Source organism: Prevotella intermedia ATCC 25611 = DSM 20706 (assembly GCF_001953955.1).
Taxonomy (GTDB): domain Bacteria; phylum Bacteroidota; class Bacteroidia; order Bacteroidales; family Bacteroidaceae; genus Prevotella; species Prevotella intermedia.
In genome coordinates this window covers 1146581-1172000 of the sequence record NZ_CP019300.1, presented here as the reverse complement: position 1 = coordinate 1172000, position 25420 = coordinate 1146581, and the positions used below count along the sequence as shown (strand labels likewise).

Genomic DNA, 25420 nt, shown 5'->3' with positions numbered 1-25420 from the left:
CTTTAAACGTAATTTAAAAGTTTTTATTATTTTTGCAACAAGGAAATTTATGGAATTAAGTATTATCATACCAGTTTACAATGTTGAGAAAACGCTCCTTCGGTGTGTTGAGAGCGTTCTCAGACAGTCGTTTCAAAACTTTGAAATGATATTGGTTGATGATGGCTCAAAAGACAATTCCGCCACAATGGTAGACGAAATTGCCCGAACGAACAATAGAATTAGCGTTATACACCAGAGCAACCAAGGGCTTTCTGCAGCCCGAAATACAGGTATAAAGGCAGCGAAAGGGGAATACATCACATTCATAGACTCCGACGACTTCATTGCACAAGACACCTACAAAGGTGTTATGGATTTGCTGAACGCCCACCCCGAATACGACATTCTTGAATTTTCAGTTATCGAGAAGTATGGTTCAAAAGCGCAACACCCATTGATATTGGACGACTGTGTCTATCAAAACCAGCAGGAATACTGGCTGAAAGGGCAAGCCTACCGCCATACTTACGCGTGGAACAAGATATATCGGCGAGAACTGTTTGCCGATATTGAATTTCCAAAAGGCAAGAATTTTGAAGATGCACATACACTTCCAAAGCTCATGGCTGCGGCTAAAACCATCGCAACCACAAGTTTGGGAACATATTATTACTGCTGGAACGACGCAGGAATTACTGCCAATGCCAACGGACAAGACCTAACGAGTTTGTTAGAAGCGCATTTGGCTTATATAAATGGCAACAACGAGATAGACGCAACCTATTACGCACACGTTCTGAACATTCAGTTGGACGTTTACGAGGCAACCAAGGCTGTGCCATTGCTGCCGATTCGTCCGTTCTATGGCAACTTAAAACTAACATTACTTCATCTTTTAGGAATAAAATGCTTATGCAAACTCAACACCCTCTTCCACAAAACGATAAAGCCCAGCCACTAATCAGCTTTATCATCACCTATTACAACGAACCTATCGATATGCTAAAGAAATGTATCGATAGCATTCTTATGCTCACATTTAACAGAGAAGAGCGTGAGATTATCGTCATTGATGATGGCTCAGATGTGTCGCCACTCAACTTATTGACAGATATTGCCGACCAAATGATATACATTCGGCAGCCCAACCAAGGACTTAGCCACGCAAGAAACACTGGAATTGCAATGGCAAATGGGCAATACCTCCAGTTTGTAGATGCTGATGACTTCCTTATATCGAGCAACTACGATAAGTGTTTGGACTTTATAAGGTTTAAAGATGCCGACATCGTTCTTTTCGACTTTGCCACCAAAGAAGTGTCAAGTGCACAACTTGCCAACAACGAGGAACTTTCTGGTACAGAATACATGCACAACAACAACTTGCGGGCATCGGCATGCGGATATATTTTCAAGAAGAATCTATTGGTAAACTTGCGTTTCACAAAGGGGATTCTACACGAAGACGAAGAATTTACACCGCAGCTTATTATTCGTGCCGACAAGGTTTACAACACCAAAGTGCAAGCCTACTTCTACCGCAAGCGCAAGGAATCGATAACGCACAACAAGGACAAACGCTGGAAACTAAAGCGTCTGCAAGACACCGAACAGGTGATAAAGAGCCTGCAAGACAAAGCCGACCTTATGCCTGCTAAAGACAGAGTGGCTATGCTGCGCCGTGTGGCACAGCTGACGATGGACTATATTTACAACATTATAATCCTGACACGCGACGAACAGTATCTTAACCACGTTCTGTTACGGCTCGAAAAGCGTGGACTTTTCCCTCTGCCAAAGAAGAATTACACACGAAAGTACAAGCTGTTCTCTATCATGATAAACTCGAAAGTGGGGCGAAAAATCCTTATTCACACACTGCCACGTCTGAATTAGTAGCATCATAGCGAAATGAAAATACTGTTGATTGGAGAGTACAGCAATGTGCACAACACCTTGAAAGCGGGTTTGGATCGTTTAGGACACAAGGTCGTTGTGGCTTCAAACGGCGATTACTGGAAAGCATATCCCCGCGACATCGACCTTGCCCGACCGTCAGGACGGTTTGCAGGGCTTCGGCTTACGTTGCATCTATGCGCCAATCTGCACAAATTGCGTGGCTACGACATCGTGCAAATTATCAATCCCGTCTTCATAGACCTGAAGGCGAAACGCATTCAGTACATATACAACTACCTGCGTCGCCACAATAAGAAAATAATAATGGGTGCTTTCGGTATGGACTACTATTGGGTACACGTCAATAGCACCACCATGCCTTTACGATACAGCGACTTCAACATCGGCAAAACACTAAGAACAAACAAAGATGCCATTATAGAGCAATGCGATTGGGTAGGCACAGACAAAGAACAACTGAACAAAACAATTGCCAACGATTGTGACGGCATTGTGGCAGGACTATACGAATACCAAGTTTGCTACCAGCCCTTCTTTCCCGACAAAACAACATTCATTCCCTTTCCCATCATCACCGAAGGAAAAAACACACAAGCTGAAAGGAAAGACGGAGCACTAAAACTGTTCATAGGAATAAGCAAGAACCGTTCAGAATATAAAGGAACAGACATTATGCTCCGAGCTGCCAAGGCGGTAAAAGCAGACTATCCCGAACTGTTGGAGTTGCGCATAGCCGAAGGAATTCCATTCAACGAATACGTAAAGCTAATGGAAGGCTCTGATGCCATACTCGACCAGCTTTATAGCTACACTCCTTCGATGAACCCATTGGAAGCTATGAGCAGGGGTATTATTTGCATTGGAGGAGGCGAACCCGAAAACTACGAGATACTAAACGAAACACAACTACACCCTATCATCAACGTTCAGCCAACTTACGAAAGCTGTTACGAACAAATAAAGCTATTGGCACTCCACCCCGAACGCATACCACAACTTCAACAAGAAAGCATCGACTACGTTCACAAACACCACGACCACATTAAAGTAGCAAAGCAATACGAGGCGTTCTATCATTCTATTCTGACAGAATGAGAAATAATTAAACTACCTGAGTTTAACGAACAGTAAGCGTTTCTTTAATGATATACCCCCCAAAGGATAAATTTAAGACCACGACGAAATATACTTTCGTAGTTATTAACCATTTCTTTCCCATTTTTAATGAAATATTCAACACCATAAAAAACACCGAACTCATCTTTAAATATTAAAGTACGGAGTTTTTCTTATTATGAAATAAACAATAATTAGAAATACTAAAATAACAATACTGATTATCGTAATTCCATAACAAATAATTTTTGAAGGAGGTTCATCAATAATATTACGTATCTTCTCGCTACGAAGTTCTATTTTGTCATCTGCCATAATCTGTTTTTTTAGATTAATTGCCCAGCTCCAATTGATTTTTCACAAGGTTATAATATGCGGCACGTTTTGCAGTAAGCTGTTCATGGTTACCTACTTCCAATACTTTTCCTTTGCCTAATACCACTATTTGGTCGGCATTCTTTACCGTGCTAAGACGGTGTGCCACAATAACCACTGTTTTACCTTTATAAAATTGATTGAGGTTTTCTACAATCATACGTTCGTTATTAGCATCGAGTGAATTGGTCGCTTCATCAAGAAAAATGTAGTCAGGATTCTTATATACAGCTCTTGCTATCAAGATACGTTGCTTTTGCCCTTGACTCAAGCCAATACCATCACGCCCTATCTTGGTATTATACTTTAAGGGCAATCCCATAATATAGTCGTTGATACAAGCTATCTTGGCAGCTCTTTGTAATCGTTCTTTGTCTATATCACTATCATCTATGGCAATGTTGCGTGCAATAGATTCGGAAAAAATAACGCCGTCTTGCATTACTACACCACACTGCCTGCGCCACCATTTTTTATTCAATGTATTTATGTCTGTTCCGTCAATGGAAATTTGTCCGCTCAAAACAGGATAATAACCTAACATTAATTTTATTAATGTTGTTTTCCCACTGCCCGACGCGCCCACGATAGCGGTTACTTTACCTTTGGGAATTTGTATGTTCACATTATCAATTATCGCTTTCAGTGCGTGAGGGTCGTATTTGAAATTAACATTTTCAAAGTCTATTCCCTTACTTTCTTCTCTCACTATTGTTTGTAATCCATTCTTTCCATTTTCATCGTCTACATTGTGTATTTCGTTGATACGTTCAAGGCTTATTTTTACATCTTGGACAGAATAAAAGAATCCCATCAGTTGTTCAACTGGAGAATTGAGCTGACCAATTATATATTGCACTGCAAGCATCATACCCAAAGTGAGCTGGCCCTGTATTACAGCTGTTGCAGCAACCACTGTGATGATTATATTCTTAAGTTCGTTTATGAAAATACTACCGGCTTCTTGTGTTTGCTGGAGTTTCAACGACTTCATCTGCACGCCGAAGAGTTCAGCCTGCACATCTTCCCATTCCCAACGACGACGCTGTTCACAATCTTGGAGTTTTATTTCTTGCATAGAAGTAATAAATTCATAAGTCTTGTTGTTGTTTATAGCTTGTTGCTCAAAGAATTCATAGTCGAGTACTTTTCTTCGCCTAAGAAAAAGAGCAAGCCAACTACCATACAACAAACTCCCCAAAAGAAAAATGGAAAATATCAACCAATTATAAAATAACAGTACGATACTGAACACAATAAAGGTAAAAAACGAAAATACAATGCTTAATGTTTGCTGCGTTAAAAAGCCATTCACACGACTATGGTCTCCCATACGTTGCATTAGGTCGCCCAACAACTTTGTTTCAAAGAACGACATCGGTAGTTTCAAAAGTTTAATGAAGAAATCGCTCACCAACGAAATATTGATACGCATTGATATGTGAAGCAACAACCAACGACGAATAAAGTCGATAGCTGTACGGCTTATCGTCAATACCAATTGACCTAAAAGTATCAACCAAATAAAACTTATACTATGTTTTTTAATACCTACATCCACAATAGCTTGGGTAAGGAAAGGCAAAATTAGTTGCAACAAACTACCAACAAACAAGCCTAAGACAATCTGCCCGAAATATTTGCGATACTTCTTTATATAACCAAAAAGAAATTTAAACGATCGTTTCTCCATGGGTTCTTCTATTTGCCTTTCATAAAACTCTGAAGTTGGTTCAATAAACATCGCTATTCCTTTTTCTTCACCTCCTAACTTTGTACTAATCCAATGCTTCTTAAAATCTTCAAGACTATACTTTGTAAGTCCTTTTGCAGGATCTGCAATATAGAAAATCTTCCCTTTATTAACCTTATATAATACTACGAAATGATTTTGATTCCAATGGAGAATACAAGGAAGACTATTTTTCAATTCTGCTATTTCAGCTAATCCACATTCATTTTTTAATCCCAAGCTATCTGCCCCTTTACTCATTGCAAGTAACGATATACCTTCGCGTCCCTCTTTACACAGCGAAGAAAGAAACTCAATAGAATAAAATGCACCGTAATATTTACACACCATTTTAAGACAAGTTATGCCACAAAGCATAGAGTCGTGCTGTTTGAATAATGGAAATTGTTGCATTTTAAAGTTGAAAATAAATATATGGGATAATTTTTAATACTTTTTTTAAAAATACTTTTCTTACTTTAAGGCTTATAATAGACACTTACCATTATCTCTCTTCCTCGAATATTCAAACTGTTATAGCTGCGAACAAATGTGCCGTTTACGCCATAACCGTAACCTTTCTTATTCAATAAGTTGTTGAGTTCTAACGTAATGTCGAACTTCTTAAAGCTGTATCGCATTGCTAAATCGGCAAAGAAGATGTCTTTAAACTTATCTTTCGCTATTTGGTTGTGATAGTATTCTGCCCTTGCCTCGGTTGTAAACTTCTTCGTAAGAAACAGTCGCAAGTAAGCATTGTGCTTCCAGTTGTTCAGTGTATAGGCGGAAGAGAGTGCCGGCATGTCGGTTTGGTAGTAGCTATATTCAATATTGTAACCCAAATCGGTATTCCTGACAAGGCCAACTGTTAAGCCTCCTCTCACATTGCAAGTGCTTGTATTGAAAGGCATCACCTCGTTGTTTTGCACAATATACGATTTTGAACTGTTGTATATGGTTCTGATATTCAGCTTTCCTTTTAGAAAGCCAACACCTTGCGACCCCATTAAGTTAATTGTCCACGCATTGCTTTTGGTTTCTTGTGGCACAAGCGACAATACAATATAGCTGCCTACATAGTCTTGCGAAGCTGTATAAGGTGTGGTCATAAAAGTTCTGTTGGCAGTAAGAAACACCGACGTGCCTTGTAGTGCATTGTTGTACCGAACAATGATGCCTGCCGTCTTATCCTTACCTATTCTGTAATCGGCAAAGCCTTTGTTTATATATTCGTAATCGGCTAATACGAGGGTGGGATAAAACTGATTTACGTCTACTTCTCTCTGCCCTATTCTTCCATCAACAGCGAACGTCCAATGCGGTGTGGCATTCCAACGAATGTGCAAGTTGGGCGAGAAAAGTGCACGACTGTAAGCCGTGCTTAGACTGTATTTATAGCGATTGTAAGACACGTCCGAAGAAAAATTAAAGATAAAATCGGATAACTTGTATTCTATATTTGAACTTACATAGAACCGAAACATGGAAAAGCGGCTGTTACCGGAAAGCATTCCGATGCTGTCGGGGACACCTACAAGATGCGAAGAAAATGCGTGCAGTGCTGCATTGGCTCCTACTTTCCCTGTCAGAACAAACTTACCCAAACGGAAACTACCTGATATTTTATTGTCAGTCTCGTAATAATGTTGGTTAATGTCTTGGTGCAGTGTGTCCATAGCTAACTGCCGGGGGCGCGCTTCCATTATATTCTTCGACTCGAAAGAGTACAAACGCTTGCCATACTTACGCATTAGCAAAAGATTATCTTTCAATGTGAATACAGGAAGGTTACCATTCATTTCGTGTGGATTTGTGCCACGCTCTATCAGCAGCTGTTTGTTCCAATTTAAGTTCGTAGAAAGTTCATTCTTTAGATACTGACTGTTGGCATTGTTCTCATATTTAACCTTTGCAAAGAGTTCATTAGTCTTTGCTATATAGTGTTTTTCATTGTCCGATACTTTGTTTCCTCGCTTTGAAAAGTACTCCGCTGTACGTTTAGAGAAAGTCTCTTGGCGGTCGTTGATGTAAGTAACCTGAACATTTACTTGCGATGTCTCGTTTATACGTTGCAACATATTCAAGTTCAACGTATGACTTCTGTTGAACAAAGAGCGTTCTCCCAATCTGGAACTTGCAGGGGAAGGCAGCGAAATAAATGGGACCAGCCTGCTGTCCAACTCACCATAAGTAAAGGCTTTGTTCGTTTCGTGAACAATGTCTCTGCCACTATTGTTCGTTTTATAGGTAATCATGGTTTGCCAATTCTGCTTTAAACGCATGGCAAAACTTTCAAAGTTCCACAGCCCGCCACCACTCTTATAGCCTATGCCACCATTAAACGTAGCTATCCAATGTGCTTTAGCACCTTTCTTCATACGAACGTTAATGGCACTTTCGTCTGAATAAACAAAGTCGTCTAATACCCGAATGGGGGTATGATGCTTCATCACTTCCACCGTTGCTATATCGTTTTGAGGCAGCGACTTTGAAGCAACACCATATTTTCCGCCCAACATATCCATTCCTTCTATATAGAAGTTGCTGATGCTTCTTCCCTCATACGAAATTTGCCCCGTGCTTTTATTCACCTCAAAACCCGGCACACGAGCCAATACATCGGCTAAAGTGCGATCGCCAGGTTTTGCATATACGCCAAGAAGATATTTTATCGTGTCGCCATCAATCCTTACAGGCTTTGCCTTTACCGTTATCTCGTCCAATGCTTTTGCATCATCTTCAAGCACGATATGTTGTTCTGGCATATCTGCTATTACCGCTATTTGCTTTTTCTTATAGCTCATTGCAGAAATTTGCAGTAAGTCGCCCACTTTTGCTTTAATACTAAATTTACCATCATTTTTGGTATTGCAAAATGCAAGCATTTTCTTTGTTGAAGCATCAATACTTTTTATGATTGCTGCGGATAACGGACTTCCATTTACATCAGTTATCACTCCCGTTACTGTTACTTGTGCCTGCAATATTTCTGAAAACAACGTTATAACAATTAATACAAATAGTTTTTTCATATTGGTATTATTTTTTATCGTCTATTTCAATAGTATCACAACTTCCACCGCCTGGATAAACACCAGGTTTATGCACTTTCTTTAGATATTCTATGCGGTCTATCGGGGCATATTTATAGTTCAGATAATTATAAAAGGTTACGGGTTCAAGGTTTTTGTTGTTGATACCCATTGCTTCTATCAACATAAAGCCCGGGCAATTCGCCTTTAATATCATACCCGGCAATCCACATAGTTTCCAAGGACCTTGACTAATAGGAATATCCTCTGTATACCAAACTTCCCAATAACGGCCACGGAAATTTGTTGTAGCTTTCTTACATTCCATACCTAAGACCGTAATTGTGGAGTCTTCGTACATTGTCCAGTCGGGAATAGTAATATCTTCAACTATTAAATACTTAGAACCAAACACTCTTGAATAAGTTTTTAATACTCCTTCCTCAAAGTTCCGATAAATGATATCATGACGACCTGTACTAACAGGATATTTTTTTGCATATTCGGGTGTGTCTAAAGCTTTCATTCTTTCATTTGCGATAATAAAGAGAGCCGGGTCGTCATTCGCTAACATCTTATCACTTTGCAGTGCAGGTTGGCTAAAATATTGGCTCACATTCCTACCACAACGGAAAATATAAGTATCCCAGTGCGGTTGTTCTTTTACCGAATAAACTATTTCAAGTTCTGCCGGCTCTATAACGTGGGTTTCTTGTGCTAAACACATTGCAGCATTTAGCATAAAGAACAAAACTAAGAGAAAAGACCTTGGCTTCATATCAGTTCTATTCAGTATCATCTATTTCTATCGTTTTACGACTTCCTCCGGTTGGATAGATACCCGGTTTATGCACTTTCTTTAGATATTCCATGCGGTCTATCGGGGCATATTTATAGTTCAGATAATTATAAAAGGTTACGGGTTCAAGGTTTTTGTTCTTGATACCGGTTGCTTCTATCAACATAAACTTGGGGCAATTCGCTTTTAATATCATGCCCGGCAAGCCGCACAACTTCCAAGGACCTTGGCTGATGGGCAATTCTTCGGCATACCAGACTTCCCAATAGCGACCCCGAAAGTTTGTCGTAGCTTTCTTACATTCCATGCCTAAGACTGTAATTGTGGAGTCTTCGTACATTGTCCACTCGGGAATAACAACATCTTCGGTTATTAAATAATGAGTTCCCACAACAGTTGAATAGGTTGTAAACTTCCCTTGCTCAAGGTTGCGGTAAATTTCATCTAAGTTTCCCGTACTCGCAGGCATCCTTTTTGCCGGGTCCGGCTCATCGTAATCTGCCAATCTCTTATCCCAAAGGATAAAGAGAGCCGGATCATCATCAGCTAACATCTTTTGATGTTGCAATTCAGAAATACTAAAATATTGGCTCACATTCTTTCCACAACGGAAGGTATAGGTGTCCCAAAATGCATATTCCTTTGTAGAAAAAGTTATTTCAAGCTCTGCAGGCTCGATAACACGGGTTTCCTGTGAAAAACAAAATTGTACACTTAATATCATCAATAAAGATGCTATGGTCTTCATTTTTATTTTATTATAAACCCTTCCTCACAGAAAATAATATTCTCTGTGAGGAAGATAATTATTATACACAATACTTATTAAAATCTATTATCCATTGTTCCCAATCTTGCTCCAATTTATCTCGGTAAGCTTTTTCTTCTTCTGAAGTATTACAAAGCGTAATTCTACCATTTTGTTTGTTGTCAAGTTCATGACCTCTTTGCTGTACTTCACGACCTTTTTCGTTGTCAAAACCACCATAAACAGTGGACATTTCAATAAAATTTAGCTTTTTCATTTGTTTTAATTTAAAAAATTATATTTTATTTACTATACCTTTTATCGATATTGCATTAACTAGTATTTATGCTTTTAACATTAAAAGAGGGAATAGGCAACTCCTCTACACTATCTTACTTGGAAAAAGGGTAGCTAATCCTTTACTTAAGTAAGATAGTATATGTTTATCTCATTCGATAAGTTTCGTTATGTTTCATTTCTATTAATTCTTGGTTAATATATTGTAAATCGGATGTTGTATATTCTTGAGGTAGAACAATACCGTTTACCCATATTGTAGGATAATGCATTATTATCATTTTTTCAATATTTTTCTGCTGAAAACGATATTTTGCAATCAACTCTTCCAAACAATCAGTTATATTCTTAAAATTCCATAAGCGCATTGCTTTCAAGCAACGCTTTTTATCATTTATATAGAGTTGAAGAATATTCAACTGACGAGTATTCAATCGGGCAAAAACGTTATCATCCATATCATTGCTGCTAATACCTTGTATCGCAACGCGCCATAAGAAACGTTTAGGAAACTTATCTATAAGCTGAATAACTTCTGACACAACCTTTTGACAGTGGCGACAATGTAAGCTAATAAAAGTAGTTATCACTATATCTGCATACTTGTTGCCAAACTCCATCATTTCCTCAGTAGGCACGATAGAATGAGATTGAACGAAATATTTTTTTATAATACTGGGATTGCGTTTTATTCTTAAGAGTTCTATATCATTATTTAATAATAGTTTATCATAGTTCATTATTTTATAAATTAGATAACTAAATAAATAAGCAATAATTATTGAAATGACAAATTTAGGTAACAAATAGATATGATTAGCATTAAATGATAAAACCGAAATGTAGAGTTTTGCAAAAACCACAATCGTTATGCCTAAACAATAAAGACAATATTTTTTTATTTTAAATACCTGATAAATACTAAGAAACATCATAAAAATAGCTGCAACAAGAGTGATATAACCCGATATACAATTTGCTGCTCCAACTATAATCAGGCTAAGTAGATTAAAAAGAAAAAAGAAAACGCCCATTATAGCTAAATCTATCGGTAGCCATTTTTGCAATGGATTTCTATCTGCAACATAATTGCAATCAACATTCTTTCCAATTTGGCAAAAAGAAGTTTTCTCGAATATTATCAAATGTTGCCTAAACAATACTAATGACAAAGTGAACCCTATACTGTCTAAAATAAAGTCTATAGTAAATTTTGTTGTGGTAAAGAAAAAATACAACAATAAATACCCCCAAAAACCAAAACAGCAAAACGGAAAAGCAATAATAGACCGTTTTATATTGACATTCTCTTTCTCTTCAACCACCAACACAACACCGTCCCATATTACAGTAAACTCTTCAAGACTAATTTTTGTTTCATCGCCATCATAGAGTGTTACTGTATTACTGTCTATTTGGGTAAGAATATAGAAATGTCCTTCCTCTTTTTTAATAGAATGAACTATTACATTTTTAAGTTTCAATAGATGTTTTAAATCAGTAACAAAAGCATTGTTATGTAGGCCGTAATAAGATAAAGTTTGAGAAATGGCAGCTAAACTTGGAAAAACAGGCGAAGAGAAAAGAACTTTAAAAAGTTTTTTTCTATTAGCATGAATATCGTTCAAATTCAATATTTTGTCAACAACATCTAAAATATACTCATTTCTCATACTATTAGGTTAATCAGTATAGATGTGATATTTTTCTGATAAACTTATACTATATTTTTTACAAATATAGAAATTTATCTTTTTATTTGCAAATATTCATTTAAAAAAAATCACACATTAACAAATTAAAGTGTTATTGTTACTAAATCATAATTACTATCACCAAACGCACAATAGTGTTAAAATTCAAGCGTGAAACAATGGCAGGAAGGCGGTTTTTAGGAACGATAAGATATTTATCTGCAAATAATCGAAGCATTCGTGTGCAAGCACAACCTTCTAACTATTAAACAAGTACAACTTTATATAGATACTTTGTGCAATAAAACAGCAGGTATTTACTCGCAAAAGGAACAAAAAAAGTAGCGTATAGAACTAAAAACGCCTTATAAAAGTGTAGGTTTCGCCTTGCAAAAGCAGCTCTTTTGCGGTGTAAAACCTATTGTTTTGCTTTGCAAGAGCATAGGTTTTAAAATCTGAAAGAATTTTCTTTGGAATTTAATTGCCTTTTTATTGTTTCACGATTCTATTTCAATTGTTCTGCTCAAGTTTTCGCTCTAAACATTTATACATATATTTTAACACTGCGACTACGACCAAAATTCACGGCTGCCCATATCTTCCATATTGCCCTTACATTGCGGACAAGTATGTCCGTCCCACTTTATGATGTGTTCTGAACCGCAATTCAAGCACAGCCTGCCTATCAATGTGCGAAACGAAGGGGCAGCATCGCCGATTACGCCACCCACCACCAATGGCTGCACCGAGTGGCAGTCGGCACACGATACCATTTCGATGGTTTGTCCCATAAAGCCTTTTCCTTCGTATATGTCAGCCTCGTAGCCACAAGCAACGCATTTGTATTTCCGTATAAAGCCCATTATTGCCGTTTTGTAGTACTGATAACAACGCAAAGTTACACAAAAAAAGGATTGCACAAACACTATGTGCAATCCTTTTAATTAACGAACGTATTATTTTTTCTTTGGATTAATGTTGAACTTCCACGCAAGAGAAAGCATTACATATCGTGGTATGCTGTTGTTCCACGACTCTGTACGCCCTTGCGAATTAATAACGTAGCGTGTGTTTGACAGTTGTTGCAACAGGTCGAAACCTTGCAGTTTAGCGGTAAGATGTCCTTTTAAGAAGGTACGTGCCAACTGAACATTCCAAATCCAATCGGTGGTATTCATTTCAGATTGCTGATAACCTCGCCTTGCAAACATCGTCATATCGGTAGTTAGTTGTAACTCCCAAGGCAATACAATCTGTGCATTCAGCCCTATGTTGTAGTCAGATGCCTTGATTTTCTCAAAGCCTACACGCTCGCTATTTATAAGATAGTACTTTCCACCTGTATGGAATGTAAATTCATAGTTGTCGTTCAGACGACAATTAACCTTCAGTTCATCGCCAAACTCCCAGTTATTCACAATGCTTCGTTGGCTTTCAGTACTTCCTGCTATTGAAGCCATATCTACACTGTGGTTATAATTCGTAGAGAAATTGTTGCTGAACAGGATTTTATTCGCTTTGTCCAATGCACGTTTAAACTCTACTTCAAACTTTGTATTCCAATTGCCATTCACACTGGTAGGATATATAATTGAAGCTCCCGTCGTCTTATCAAAGATGAGCGCATAGGCCACTTGATTGTCTGTTCGGTGATAATTGGCAGATAAACTAATTGTTTTTTCATTTTCTCCATTAAAGGTAATATTGGCATCTACATCATAATAATGCAGGTTGCGTAAGTCTTTATTACCCAATCGAATGTTCAAAGGGTCGCTGTCGTTGCGATAATCTGCTGTGGCAAGCAGGCTTGGAAAGTCTGATTTCATACCTGCAGTAAACACCCATGACACATCTTCTTCCCAATGGTTTAGTTCTACGTTTGGTTCAAAGAACAGTTTGCGACGAGAAAAACGTTGCTCACTAATACCATAATAATGGAAATCGGCATTTAACAAACGCAGCGGAAGATTTAGTAAAACAAAGCTATTCAATATTTTAATCTTACGATTAAAGTATTTAAAATTAAATTTATGTTCGTTTCGATATTCATTGAAGCGATAGCTATTGTTATTATCCAATACGGAAAGCAAAACATTTGAAGCAGAAGGCAAGACATTAAACTGATTAATATCTCTTCCTGCAATCCAGTCAAGACGGTAAAGCAAATTACTTGCCTTGTTATATGTGTAAGTATAAGAATATTCTGGAGTTAAAGTTGTTTCACGTATTTTAAAATCGTAGCCCACACCAGCAGATAGCTTCAGCTTCTGATTGGGCATGTCAAAGTAATTGTTACGAAGGTCATTGGGTTGACCTCCCTGCAGATATTGAACGTTGTTCAACATAAACTGTTTTTGCTTATTACGATTGTAACTTACAGAAAAGTCTCCTCGTATCAAGTCTGTAATGTACTTAACATAATTGCCTGTCGAGAAGTCAAAGTTGAAATCGCTTGACTCGAAACTGTTTCTCGATAGCAAAGTATTCAGCTTTGTTGTTTCATTTGCAGTGGTGCTGTTCGTACTTCCAAACCCATTATTGCGCAGATAGGAAATACTAAGAGAGTTAGATGTAGAGAAATTAGTCTTATCAATAGAAAGACGGTTTATGCTTTCCCACTTATCCGAACTATTCAGTTGTTTGCTATGATTGTGTAAGAATGAGTTTCCTTCAGGCAAATAAGTCTGCGTATGTGTAATAGACTCGTTGTCTGTACTGATATGTTGCCAAGTGTTTCCGGTTGAAACCCACGATCTTTCATTATTCAAGAAACGTACATACGATACACCTGCGTTCTTTACTGTAAGCAAACCGTTGCCCACATCTTGCGGTTCCCATTCTCCAGTGAGTTCAGCACGCTGATTATCGTTCAGATTATTGATATTGAAGAAGGCTCCCATACGTTCTTTATCGGAGAACTTCATACCGAAACCACGAAGTTTGTAACGCTTCTGTGTACCGCCTCCAGCTTCCAAATCGCCCATATAGCCCGTTGCATATTCACGTTTCAACCTGACGTCCATCACGTAAGTATTATCTCCCATACTTTGTTGCATCAGCCTTGACTTTGTTCCCGCCTTGTTATATACCTTTATTTTGTTCACCGTATAGGCAGGAAGGTTCTCTAAAGCCAGTTTAGGATTACCGGAAAAGAATTCATGTCCGTTTACCAACAGACTCTGAATAAACCTCCCATTCACATAAATCCTTCCGTCTTTCTCTAACTTTGCACCCGGCAAGCGGGCGATTAAGGCATCGAGCATATTGCCTTCGGCTAAGTTAAAAGCATTAGCATTGTAGACAATGGTATCGCCTTTCATGACCATTTTCACCTTTGAAGCAACAACCGTAACTTCCTGTAGTTCGTGTTCCACAATCTTCGTCATTCGGATTTCTTTTACCTTAATATAGTCTTGGCGAGTGCTTCTCAATTCACAATTCATATAACAAACGTCGTAGCCCTCTTTCTCAGCCTTAATAATGTACTTTCCTTTCGACGTTACAGCATCTTTAAATTCATAATAAGCCTTGTGATAACCAATATCCCAAGGCATCTCTTCTATATCCGCTGTAATCGTATCAATAACAACACTGTCGGCAGTCATCAAGGTTATTTTGGCTGTAACCCCCATGCCTGTGATGTTATCAACAACAGAACCTTCAACGGAATGTTTGTAATCATTCGCCTGTGCAGGCAAAGCGAAAAACAATAACAGCAGACAAATACATTGAATGTGCTTTTTAATATAGACTTTCATAAGATTTTAGAGTTTTAATTATCAACTTTTTAGGTTTCGTTATTTTTCTTTACAAAGATACATATATAGATAATAAATTCTCAAAAGAAGTATTAATTTAACAGTCTTTTAACACTAAAACATCTTAAAAAGAAGCCAAAACCAATGCAAAAGAATAATATTCCGAAACCTTTCTGAGCGTTAAGAACTGACAAAAGTACAGGTTCTGAAGATATTTATACCCATTCTAATACTATTTACGTACGTGAAAATTGAATTATCACAGCTGTGAGAAACATTTATCTAAGCTTTGATAAACTATTATCTAAGCTTAGATAAATACTTATCAAAGCTTAGATAATTTAAAATACACGTAGAAAAATCATACTATATACGGTTTCCCACAAAAGGGAAACGTGCCAAAATAATATCAGAACCTCTGAAAAAGTCTATCCTGACATCAGAAACAAGGATATGGCTTATTGATTATCTGTTTGCAGAGGAATAGTTTTGCAGAAGTTGCAAACCATCATTTGGGGTACTTACACTATTAAGGAGAATACAAAAACATACAGAAAAAGGATTGCACAAACACGATGTGCAATCCTTTTTCTGTATGCTTGATGAAGATTACTTCAAGTTCTGAACAAACCAATCGGTGATTTGGCGGAAGAGGTGGTTGCGTGTGTTGCCACCAAAAATACTGTGGTTACGATTCGTATAGAAGTTTTCTTTGAAGTCTTTGTCAGCTTGCACTAATGCTTCTGAATATTCGTAAGCATTCTGAATGTGCACATTGTCGTCGGCAATGCCGTGACAGATGAGCAGTTTTGCATTCATTTTCGATGCACGTTCAATAGGATTTACAGCGTAACCGTCAGGATTTTCCTGCGGTGTGCGCATATATCGCTCGGTATAAACGGTGTCGTACCAACGCCAATTGGTAGGTGGCGCAACAGAAACACCCGCTTTGAAGGCGTTGCGACCTTCGCTCAAGCTCATCAAAGTGTTGAAACCGCCAAAGCTCCAACCCCATATTCCAATGTTATCGGCATCAACGTAGGGTTGCTTTGCTATCCAAAGGGCAGCCTCAACTTGGTCTTTCGATTCCAAATCGCCCAACTTCAGATAGGTGCATTTCTCAAATTCAGAGCCACGGGCACCTGTTCCACGTCCATCTACACAAGCAACGATGAAGCCTTGCTGCGTGAGATATGCCTCGTAGATACCACCTGCACCCATTGAGCCAAGTGCCCAACGGTCTACAACCTGCTGACTGCCAGGGCCGCTGTATTGGAAGAAGATGACAGGATACTTCTTATTAGGGTCGAAGTCCTTAGGTTTTACTATCCAGCCGTTCAGTTGAACGCCTTCAGAAGTAGTAAACTTGAAGAAGTCGCGAGCAGGCAAATCGTACTTTACCATATCCTTTATGAGTTTATCGTTGTTGAGAACTTCGCGCACAACCTTTCCCTTGTTGTTGTAGATTGCGTATGAATAAGGAGTATTGCGGTCGCTCCAATTGTTCAGGAAGTACTTATAATCGCCAGAGAACACAGCAGAGTTCCAGCCCTCTTTCGTTGTCAGACACGTTACTTTTCCGTGTTTGTCAGCCACATATACCTCACGTTGCATCGGTGTCTTTGCAGCAGCTTGGAAGTAAGTCTCACCTGTTTTCTCGTCAAAGCCGTAAACTTCGATGACATCATACTTGCCTTTCTCTATCTGACGAATGAATTTTCCGTCAATGGTGTAGAGGTATAAGTGCATATAACCGTCGCGGTCGGAAGGGAAAAGAATGTAATCGTTCATCACGAGAATACCTCCCATCGCATCTTCCTTCACATATTTGTTGGCTTTCTCTTTGATTAGCAAGCTGCATTCGCCCGTAGTTGGGTTTGCTTTATAGAGGTTTAGCTCGTCTTGATGGCGGTTCATTGTGTAAATAACAATGCGGTCGGCAAACTTCGTAGATTTTATGCGTGGAATGTAACCATCGGCATCGAGTGGCAAACTGTAGGTAAGTGTCTTGCCAGACTCCAACGAATAAGCGTGAACGGACACTTTAGAATTATCCTCACCAGCCTTCGGATACTTGTAAGAATAATCGCCAGGATAAACCTCGTAGTTCTTAAATGCAGGCTTTGCACCTTCGAACATTTGCAACGAATAGGTCTTCACCTTCGATTCGTCGTAACGTATCCAACTCAAAGTCTTGCTGTCGGCACCCCAAGCTAAGGCATTGCTGAATCCAAACTCCTCTTCGTTCACCCAATCGGGCAATCCGTTGATTATCTCGTTGAACTTACCGTCGGTCGTTATCTGCTTTTCAGTTGCTCCATCAGTTACAAAGATATTGTTGCTGCGCACAAATGCGATATACTTTCCATTTGGTGAGAAGGTCGGAATTTGCTGTGGACCACCCTCTGACAGTTTTTTCAGCGACTTGCTCTTTACATTATATAAATAGAAGTCTGCGGTAAAGGAACGGCGATAAATTCGTTTTGTACCCGTTTGAATAAGTATAAACTGTCCATCGTCGGAAATTTCATAGCTTTCTATTTCCTTTAACTTTGCCCCATTGACTTTATTAACATCAAAGAGCACACCTGTTTCTTTGCCGGTAACAAAAGAATAGGTTACTATTTTCTTTCTATCCGCAGAGATTTGCGCATAGTCTGACGTCCCCTTCAATGGGTTAATACCAGAAATTGTCTTCGCAGCGAAAGTGTTTTTTGTCATCTCTTCTAACTTAAGAGGCTCACCCGCAAACGTATGAATAGACGTTGCTAATAACGCTGCACACATAAGAAGTATTTTTTTCATTGTATATTAAATTGATTTAATGCAACAAAAGTACAAAAAAAGAAGTAAATTTGCAAAACAATGGAACAATACTATCATGATTTTGGTACTTGGATAAGAAATCAACTGCCTTTCCGAGTGCAAAAGATTTCAATAGACGCCGGCTTTACTTGTCCTAATCGGGACGGCAGAATAGGTATTGGCGGCTGCATATTCTGCGATAACAAGAGTTTCAATCCATCGTATTGCAGCCACACGAAGAGTGTAACAGAACAGTTGGAAGACGGAAAACGCTTCTTTGCAAAGAAATATCCAGATATGAAATACTTAGCTTATTTCCAAGCATATACAAACACGTACGATACTGTGGATAAGCTAAAACAGCTTTACGAAGAAGCTTTGAAAGTGGAAGATGTGGTAGGAATTGTGATTGGAACACGCCCCGACTGTGTCAGCAGTGAATTATTGGACTATTTGGAAGAACTGAACAAACGGACATTCTTAATAGTAGAATACGGCATTGAAAGTTGCAACGATGACACATTAAGATTCATAAACCGTGGGCACGACTTTGCCTGCACACGCAAAGCAGTAGAAGAAACTGCGAAAAGAGGCATCTATGTGGGTGGACACGTTATAATGGGGCTACCTGGTGAAGATGCTGCGGAAAGTCTGCGACAAGCTCCTATCATATCGTCGCTACCGCTGACGATGCTCAAAATACACCAGATGCAGATTATAAAAGGTACAAGGTTGGCAAAGATATACAAAGAACAGCCTTTCCATTTATATACTGTTGAGGAATATATCGACCTTATTACCAAATACATCGGACTCCTTAGAAGCGATTTAGTATTAGAAAGGTTTGTTACACAAAGCCCTCCCGAGATGCTGATTGCACCGAAATGGGGACTGAAAAACTACGAGTTCACAAACTTACTGAACAACAAACTGAAAGCAAAAAAGGCGATTGAAAGGGCTTAACGAACACCTTTTGATTTCCCTTTTGCTACTGAAAGAGAATAGGGAAACAATGACAGCTTTGTAAAGATAATTCTCTTAAAAAGTGATAACTGCGCTTTGACATTGCGAAAGCGGCTCTTTTGCAACGTAAAACCTACGCTTTTACCGTGCAAAAGAGCCGCTTTTGGAATGCAAAACAATAGGTTTTGCAAAGTGTTGATAGAAAGACAGTTACGCAATAGACATTCTTACAAAAAATATTTACATCGTTCCTTTCTGTTTTTCGTTTATGAAACGGAGAGTACAGACAAAGCAGCGTAACTGGATTTACTTGCTTTGAGGTGTAAAATTAAGCTTTATTGCCTTCAAAGAACTTCCTGATGAATGGCGAAGTATAACTTTCTTGGTTCTTCGCAACCTCTTCCGGAGTGCCCGTTACAACAACCTTTCCTCCACCACGTCCGCCTTCAGGTCCCATATCAATAATGTAATCTGCCTGTTTTATTACGTCAAGATTGTGCTCGATAATGACAACCGTATTGCCACGGTCTACGAGTTTCTGCAACACACCCATAAGAACACGAATGTCTTCAAAGTGCAAACCAGTAGTAGGTTCGTCGAGAATATAAAGCGTCTTGCCCGTATCACGCTTGGAAAGTTCCGTTGCCAATTTCACACGCTGACTTTCTCCGCCCGATAAGGTTGTAGAGCTTTGCCCTAACTTGATATAGCCCAGACCTACATCTTGCAAAGCCTTAATCTTCGGAAGAATAAGCGGGACGTTCTCGAAGAACTCCACAGCCATATTAACCGTCATATCCAAAACATCTGCAATAGACTTTCCCTTAAAGCGCACCTCAAGCGTTTCGCGGTTGTAACGTTTTCCGTGGCATACTTCGCACGGAACCATTACATCGGGCAAGAAGTTCATTTCTATCGTACGATAGCCATTACCACCACAACCTTCGCAACGTCCGCCTTTCACGTTAAACGAGAAACGCCCAGGCTTATAGCCACGTATCTTGGCTTCGGGAAGGTTTACGAAGAGATTGCGGATATCTGAAAACACACCTGTATAGGTGGCAGGATTGCTGCGTGGGGTACGCCCAATAGGACTTTGGTCTACATTCACGACCTTGTCTACATTGTCTATTCCTTCTATCTTCGAATATTCCATAGGAGTTTTCAACGAACGATAGAAATGTTGCGAAAGTATTGGCTGCAAGGTTTCATTAATTAATGTGCTCTTACCCGAACCTGACACACCCGTAACAACAATGAGCTTGCCGAGCGGAAACTCTATATCTACATCTTTCAGATTGTTTCCTTTACAGCCATACAGCCATATCGACTTGCCATTTCCTTTGCGATGCACTTCGGGAAGCGCAATTTGTTGTTCGCCGTTAAGATACTGCGCGGTAAGTGTATGCGTCTTGAGCATCTGCTCGTATGTGCCTTGGAAAACAACTTCTCCACCCTTTCTGCCTGCCTTGGGGCCAATATCGACAATCCAATCGGCAGCACGCATCATATCTTCGTCGTGTTCTACAACAATGACAGTATTGCCAAGGTCGCGTAGTTCGCGCAACGACTTTATCAAACGATTGTTATCGCGCTGGTGCAAACCGATGGAAGGTTCGTCGAGAATATAAAGTACATTCACAAGCTGAGAGCCTATCTGTGTTGCCAACCTTATACGCTGGCTTTCTCCACCCGAAAGAGTTGCGCTCTGACGGTTCAGCGAAAGATAGTCAAGACCCACATCGAGCAGGAAGTTTATACGTTTACGAATTTCTTTTAATATCTCTTTGGCAATGAGTTGCTGCTTTTCGCTGATGTGTTTCTCTACCTCTTCTATCCATACTTTAAGGTCGGTTATATCCATTGCTGAAAGTTCGGCAATGTTCTTGTCCCATATACGATAAGAGAGAGCTTCACGATTAAGACGCTGCCCATTGCATTCGGGGCATTCACGCTCAGCGATAAACTGGTCAGCCCATTTCTTTCCTGCTGCAGTTTCATCGTTTTCCATTACCGAACGCAAATATTTTATAACGCCATCGAAGGTAGAGAAATAGTCGGAATTGGTATGGACAAGTTCTTTTGATATACGAACCTTATCTAAAGAGCCATAAAGAATCTCGTCGAGCACCTCCTTTGGAATATCCTTGACAGGGGTCTTCAAAGTACATTCGCTCTTTTCAAGAATGGCATCTATCTGCCAGAATATCATTTGGTTCTTGTATTTGCCTAAAGGAATAATTGCACCTTCATGAATACTCAGTGCTGTTTCGGGAATCACCTTGCCTAAATCTATCTCGCTAATCTTGCCCAAGCCCTTGCAATGGGGGCACGCACCTTCAGGAGAATTAAATGAAAAGATATTCGGAGCGGGGTCTTTATAGGCTATTCCCGTAACAGGGTCCATCAAACGCTTGGAAAAATACTTAGCCGAACCGCTGTCTTTCTCCATTATCATAATAAGCGAATCGCCTTGTTTCATCGCAACCGACACTGTTTTTGCCAATCGGTCTTTAAACGTTTCATCGTTGGCAGCACCGAGTTTGAGCCTGTCGATTACAACTTCTATGTTGTGGTTCTTGTATCTATCCACCTTCATGCCACGCGTAATTTCAAGGATTTCGCCATCAACACGAATATAAAGATAGCCTTTGCGACGCATTTGCTCGAACAATTCACGATAATGTCCTTTACGGTTTCGCACCAATGGGGCAAGCACATAGATGCTCTTATCAGTATAATCGTGAAGAATCATTTCCACAACACGCTCTTCTGTGTACTTCACCATTGCTTCGCCGCTCATATAAGAATAAGCAGTTCCTGCACGGGCATACAGCAAACGAAGATAATCGTATATTTCCGTAGTGGTTCCAACCGTTGAACGTGGGTTCTTGCTGGTTGTTTTCTGCTCGATAGAAATAACAGGCGACAATCCTGTTATCTTATCAACGTCAGGGCGTTCCATACCTCCGAGAAAGTTGCGGGCATAGGCAGAAAATGTTTCAATATACCGTCTTTGCCCTTCAGCAAATATGGTATCGAACGCCAAAGAACTTTTGCCTGAACCCGATAATCCTGTAAAAACAATCAGCGCATTGCGTGGCATCGTTACATCTACACCTTTCAAATTGTGCACACGCGCCCCTAATACTTCTATTTTATCGTTCATTAATTAGTCTGTGTTAGTTAATTTACATAACCGTTAAGGCATCTGTGTAGTGGTTTCATTGTATCCACGCAATAAATTCACATCTTTCTTGATATGAAACTTTCTACCATCAGCACCCTTTGCCTTTACATTTACAAAGTAAACGCCTTGTGCAACAGGCTTTCCGTTGAAAGTTCCGTCCCACCCTTCGTTAGGGTCGGTCCATTCAAATAGCTTCTGTCCCCATCGGTTAAAGATAATTGCACGAAACTCTACAATGCTCTTAAATCCTTTTTTAGCCTTGTAGACATCGTTTATACCATCTCCGTTAGGCGAAAAAGCATTGGGGAAAACGATTTCGCTCTCGCTTATTGAAACTGTTATCGGGTCGTAAATATTAATTGTATCGCTACCTAATATTTCATACAAGCAAATTTGAAACGAGCCTGCTGTCGTAAAAGTGTATTGCGTATTCTGCTCATAACGTATTAAAAACGCATTCTTGCGATTAGCCTGCTCAAAGAAATGCCACTCAAAATGAGTTCCATTGGGGTAATCAACAACAGGGTTTGCTACGAAATCGACGGTCAATGGAGCAGAGCCAGAAAAGCCTTGTGCAGAATTAATGGTTTCTGTACTTCCATTTTCGCCAATGTACGTTCCGTATGGCTCGCACGATTGAGAAAAAACATTCGTGGTAAATAAAAATAATACCACTATTAAGGATATTTTATTAAAATATGTCTGCATAATCTTCTTATTTCTGCAAAAATACAAAAAAACTATTGACAAAAAGCAAATAGTGAATACTTTTTGTTATCTTTGCAAGGTGTTAAACTCAGAACGTACAATTATGAAACATTATTATAAGTATTTACTTTTATTAGTTGTTTTGGTTTTCTCTGTCCACGTCGTTGCACAAACTACGGTATGGAGAGACCTTCATAAGGTGAAAAAGAAGGAAACAATCTTTGGCATAGCTAAAGAGTACGGTGTCAGCATACAGGAGCTTATCAATGCAAACCCTGAAATGAAGCAAGAAGGATATGAGCTTAAAAAGGGTAATTGGATTTTTGTGCCTTATGCAAAAGGTGGTGATAAGAAATATACAGCTGGCACGGAAAGCAACACAATAAGCAATACTGCTAAAAAGCCTATAACAGCCAATACGCCTGTTACGAACACGGTTCGCATTGGCGTGATGCTTCCACTTCATAGAGAAGATGGCGACGGCTTGAGAATGGTAGAATATTATAGAGGAATCTTGCTTGCACTTGAGCAAATGAAGCAAGAAGGCATTAATACTGATGTGCATGCGTGGAATGTACCTAAAGATGCTGACATCAGAACCACCTTGATTGATAAGAATGCATCTACTTTAGACATTATCTTTGGTCCACTTTATTCTAATCAAGTAAAGCCATTGGGCGACTTTTGCCAACGCTATGGCATAAAGATGGTGATACCTTTCTCTATTGAAGCAAAAGAAGTTGCTACCAATCCTAACATTTTCCAAGTCTATCAAGACTACAATCGTTTAGCAAAAAAGGCAACTGCTTGTTTCTTTGAACGCTTTCAAAAGACTCATCACCCAATCTTTATCAATTGCAACGATGAAAGTAGTCAAGTTGGCAGCTTTACAAGTGGATTGAGAAAACAACTCGAACTTGCAAACATTCGCTACAATGTAACAAGCATAAACACACCGCAAATAAATTTTGTGAAGCAGTTTAGCCCTTCACAACCTAATGTGATAGTTATCAACTCCGAAAAGAGTCCTTACTTAAATAAAGTATTTACAAAATTGGATTCGCTCAAAAGAACAAATCCTGGCATAGCTATTTCAATATACGGTTATAACGAATGGTTTATGTATCAGGACTACAACCTGTCCAATTACTTTAAATACGGAGTGTATATCCCATCTACCTATTATTATAATAAGGTGGCAAAGAAAACAGAAGCATTGGAAAAACTATACATAAAAAAATATGGTGAACCAATGAAAAACACCTATATACCACGCTTCGCAATAATAGGATACGACCAAGCACAATTCTTCATCAGAGGAATTAGGAATAAAGGCAAGAACTTTAAAGGCACGAGTGCAGAAGTGGGCTACGCTCCACTACAAACAAGATACAACTTTGAACGTATAGGAGAGGGCGGATATATCAATAATCATTTCCAATTGGTACACTTCAAAGTTGACCAGACAATGGAAAACTTAGTCTACTAATTCCCCAATAACCTAACAGGTGAAGAAAACAGATACTATAAAACATGCATAAAAAGATACTTACAGCACTGTTAATGATACTCCCACTGTGTGCATACGCACAGGTAGGAGACCATCGCAGCGACCTTTCGATAGGTGGCAACGCTGGCTATGTGCTTTCAAATGTAGGTTTCGACCCCAAAGTATCGCAATCTATGCACGGTGGAATTACTGCAGGATTAAGCGTTAAATATGTGTGCGAAAAGTATTTCAACACCATCTGCTCTATTTATGGAGAAGTAAACTATGCTTCAATGGGGTGGAAACAAAACATACGGACATCGAAAGATGAGCCTGTTATCAATGCCAATGGCACAGCAGAGGAATACTCACGCACCTTAAACTATCTTCAAATACCCGTTTTTGCACATTTAGCATGGGGACGAGAACAAAGCGGTTTCAATTTCTTTGTTCAGGCAGGACCACAGATTGGCATCTTACTGAACGAAACAACAGCTAAGAACTACGAAACGCCAAACCTATCGAAAGACGGCAGCGGAAGAAGCAATACCATTGTAGAACAAGAATCTATGCCTGTAGAAAAGAAGTTCGACTATGGCATTGCAGCAGGTTTAGGTGCAGAATGGAGCATTCGCCACTTAGGACATTTCCTTATAGAGGCACGCTATTACTACGGTTTGGGCAATATATACGGCAATACAAAACAAGATTTCTTCGGGAAATCCAATAACAGCAATATACTTGTCAAAGCAACTTACCTATTCGATATAACAAAAAGTAAAAACAATAGATAAAATCAATTAATAACAAAA

The 25420-nt window shown here is 39.1% G+C and carries 18 protein-coding genes; 6 read left to right on the top strand and 12 right to left on the bottom strand.

Translation table 11 applies throughout. The annotated features are described in order from the left end of the window. Window positions 1-49: 49 nt before the first annotated feature. From BWX39_RS04855 to BWX39_RS04845, 3 genes are read left to right on the top strand one after another with little or no spacing between them, the layout of a single operon-like run. Complete coding sequence (locus tag BWX39_RS04855; protein WP_028904677.1) at window positions 50-943, top strand: glycosyltransferase family 2 protein; 894 nt, start codon at window positions 50-52, stop codon at window positions 941-943. Further along, window positions 895-1878, top strand: coding sequence for a glycosyltransferase family 2 protein (locus tag BWX39_RS04850; protein WP_028904678.1), 984 nt, complete (start codon window positions 895-897; stop codon window positions 1876-1878). Before BWX39_RS04855 ends, BWX39_RS04850 begins: the two co-directional genes overlap by 49 nt. A 15-nt stretch (window positions 1879-1893) precedes the next feature. Next, window positions 1894-2997, top strand: coding sequence for a glycosyltransferase family protein (locus tag BWX39_RS04845; RefSeq protein WP_028904679.1), 1104 nt, complete (start codon window positions 1894-1896; stop codon window positions 2995-2997). A 352-nt stretch (window positions 2998-3349) separates the two neighbouring features. Here the strand turns inward: BWX39_RS04845 and BWX39_RS04840 are convergent, their stop codons facing one another. The 9 genes from BWX39_RS04840 to BWX39_RS04805 all read right to left on the bottom strand — a co-directional run bounded on the left by BWX39_RS04840 (window position 3350) and on the right by BWX39_RS04805 (window position 18258). Then, window positions 3350-5539, bottom strand: coding sequence for a peptidase domain-containing ABC transporter (locus BWX39_RS04840; protein WP_028904680.1), 2190 nt, complete (start codon window positions 5537-5539; stop codon window positions 3350-3352). Window positions 5540-5604: 65 nt separating this feature from the next. Further along, window positions 5605-8157, bottom strand: a complete 2553-nt coding sequence (locus tag BWX39_RS04835; RefSeq protein WP_028904681.1) for a TonB-dependent receptor — start codon at window positions 8155-8157, stop codon at window positions 5605-5607. A gap of 7 nt (window positions 8158-8164) precedes the next feature. Continuing rightward, a complete protein-coding gene (locus tag BWX39_RS04830) occupies window positions 8165-8956 on the bottom strand; it encodes a GLPGLI family protein (RefSeq protein WP_244271452.1) in 792 nt (263 codons plus the stop codon). Continuing rightward, window positions 8943-9704, bottom strand: a complete 762-nt coding sequence (locus BWX39_RS04825) for a GLPGLI family protein (protein WP_028904683.1) — start codon at window positions 9702-9704, stop codon at window positions 8943-8945. The genes BWX39_RS04830 and BWX39_RS04825 overlap by 14 nt, the downstream gene beginning before the upstream one ends. A gap of 61 nt (window positions 9705-9765) precedes the next feature. Next, a complete protein-coding gene (locus BWX39_RS12110; protein ID WP_028910931.1) occupies window positions 9766-9981 on the bottom strand; it encodes a hypothetical protein in 216 nt (71 codons plus the stop codon). Window positions 9982-10147: 166 nt separating this feature from the next. Next, window positions 10148-11674, bottom strand: a complete 1527-nt coding sequence (locus BWX39_RS04820) for a vitamin K epoxide reductase family protein (protein WP_028904684.1) — start codon at window positions 11672-11674, stop codon at window positions 10148-10150. A gap of 590 nt (window positions 11675-12264) precedes the next feature. Beyond that, window positions 12265-12558 (bottom strand): hypothetical protein, encoded by a 294-nt coding sequence (locus tag BWX39_RS04815; RefSeq protein ID WP_028904685.1) that lies wholly within the window; start codon window positions 12556-12558, stop codon window positions 12265-12267. 93 nt (window positions 12559-12651) lie between these two features. Beyond that, window positions 12652-15453, bottom strand: a complete 2802-nt coding sequence (locus tag BWX39_RS04810) for an outer membrane beta-barrel protein (RefSeq protein ID WP_028904686.1) — start codon at window positions 15451-15453, stop codon at window positions 12652-12654. A gap of 609 nt (window positions 15454-16062) precedes the next feature. Further along, on the bottom strand, window positions 16063-18258 hold the full coding sequence (locus BWX39_RS04805) for a S9 family peptidase (RefSeq protein WP_036860207.1): 2196 nt from the start codon (window positions 18256-18258) through the stop codon (window positions 16063-16065). Between the two features lie 60 nt (window positions 18259-18318). On the opposite strand from BWX39_RS04805, the gene BWX39_RS04800 reads away from it, so the two are divergent. Then, a complete protein-coding gene (locus BWX39_RS04800) occupies window positions 18319-19221 on the top strand; it encodes a TIGR01212 family radical SAM protein (protein ID WP_028904688.1) in 903 nt (300 codons plus the stop codon). On the opposite strand, the gene BWX39_RS12420 is transcribed toward BWX39_RS04800, so the two are convergent. From BWX39_RS12420 to BWX39_RS04785, 3 genes are all read right to left on the bottom strand, one after another. Continuing rightward, window positions 19218-19439 (bottom strand): hypothetical protein, encoded by a 222-nt coding sequence (locus BWX39_RS12420; protein ID WP_076123243.1) that lies wholly within the window; start codon window positions 19437-19439, stop codon window positions 19218-19220. The two genes, BWX39_RS04800 and BWX39_RS12420, sit on opposite strands and share 4 nt — an antisense overlap. A 110-nt stretch (window positions 19440-19549) precedes the next feature. Further along, complete coding sequence (gene uvrA, locus BWX39_RS04790) at window positions 19550-22390, bottom strand: excinuclease ABC subunit UvrA (protein ID WP_028904689.1); 2841 nt, start codon at window positions 22388-22390, stop codon at window positions 19550-19552. 33 nt (window positions 22391-22423) lie between these two features. Beyond that, window positions 22424-23119, bottom strand: coding sequence for a gliding motility-associated C-terminal domain-containing protein (locus BWX39_RS04785; RefSeq protein ID WP_028904690.1), 696 nt, complete (start codon window positions 23117-23119; stop codon window positions 22424-22426). A 103-nt stretch (window positions 23120-23222) separates the two neighbouring features. Here BWX39_RS04785 and BWX39_RS04780 point away from each other — a divergent pair, with 103 nt between their 5' ends. Both BWX39_RS04780 and BWX39_RS04775 read left to right on the top strand, forming a co-directional pair. Beyond that, a complete protein-coding gene (locus BWX39_RS04780) occupies window positions 23223-24608 on the top strand; it encodes an amino acid ABC transporter substrate-binding protein (protein ID WP_028904691.1) in 1386 nt (461 codons plus the stop codon). A gap of 44 nt (window positions 24609-24652) precedes the next feature. After that, window positions 24653-25402 carry a porin family protein gene (locus tag BWX39_RS04775; RefSeq protein WP_028904692.1) on the top strand — a complete coding sequence of 250 codons (750 nt, stop codon included), beginning with the start codon at window positions 24653-24655 and terminating at the stop codon, window positions 25400-25402. Window positions 25403-25420 lie beyond the last annotated feature (18 nt).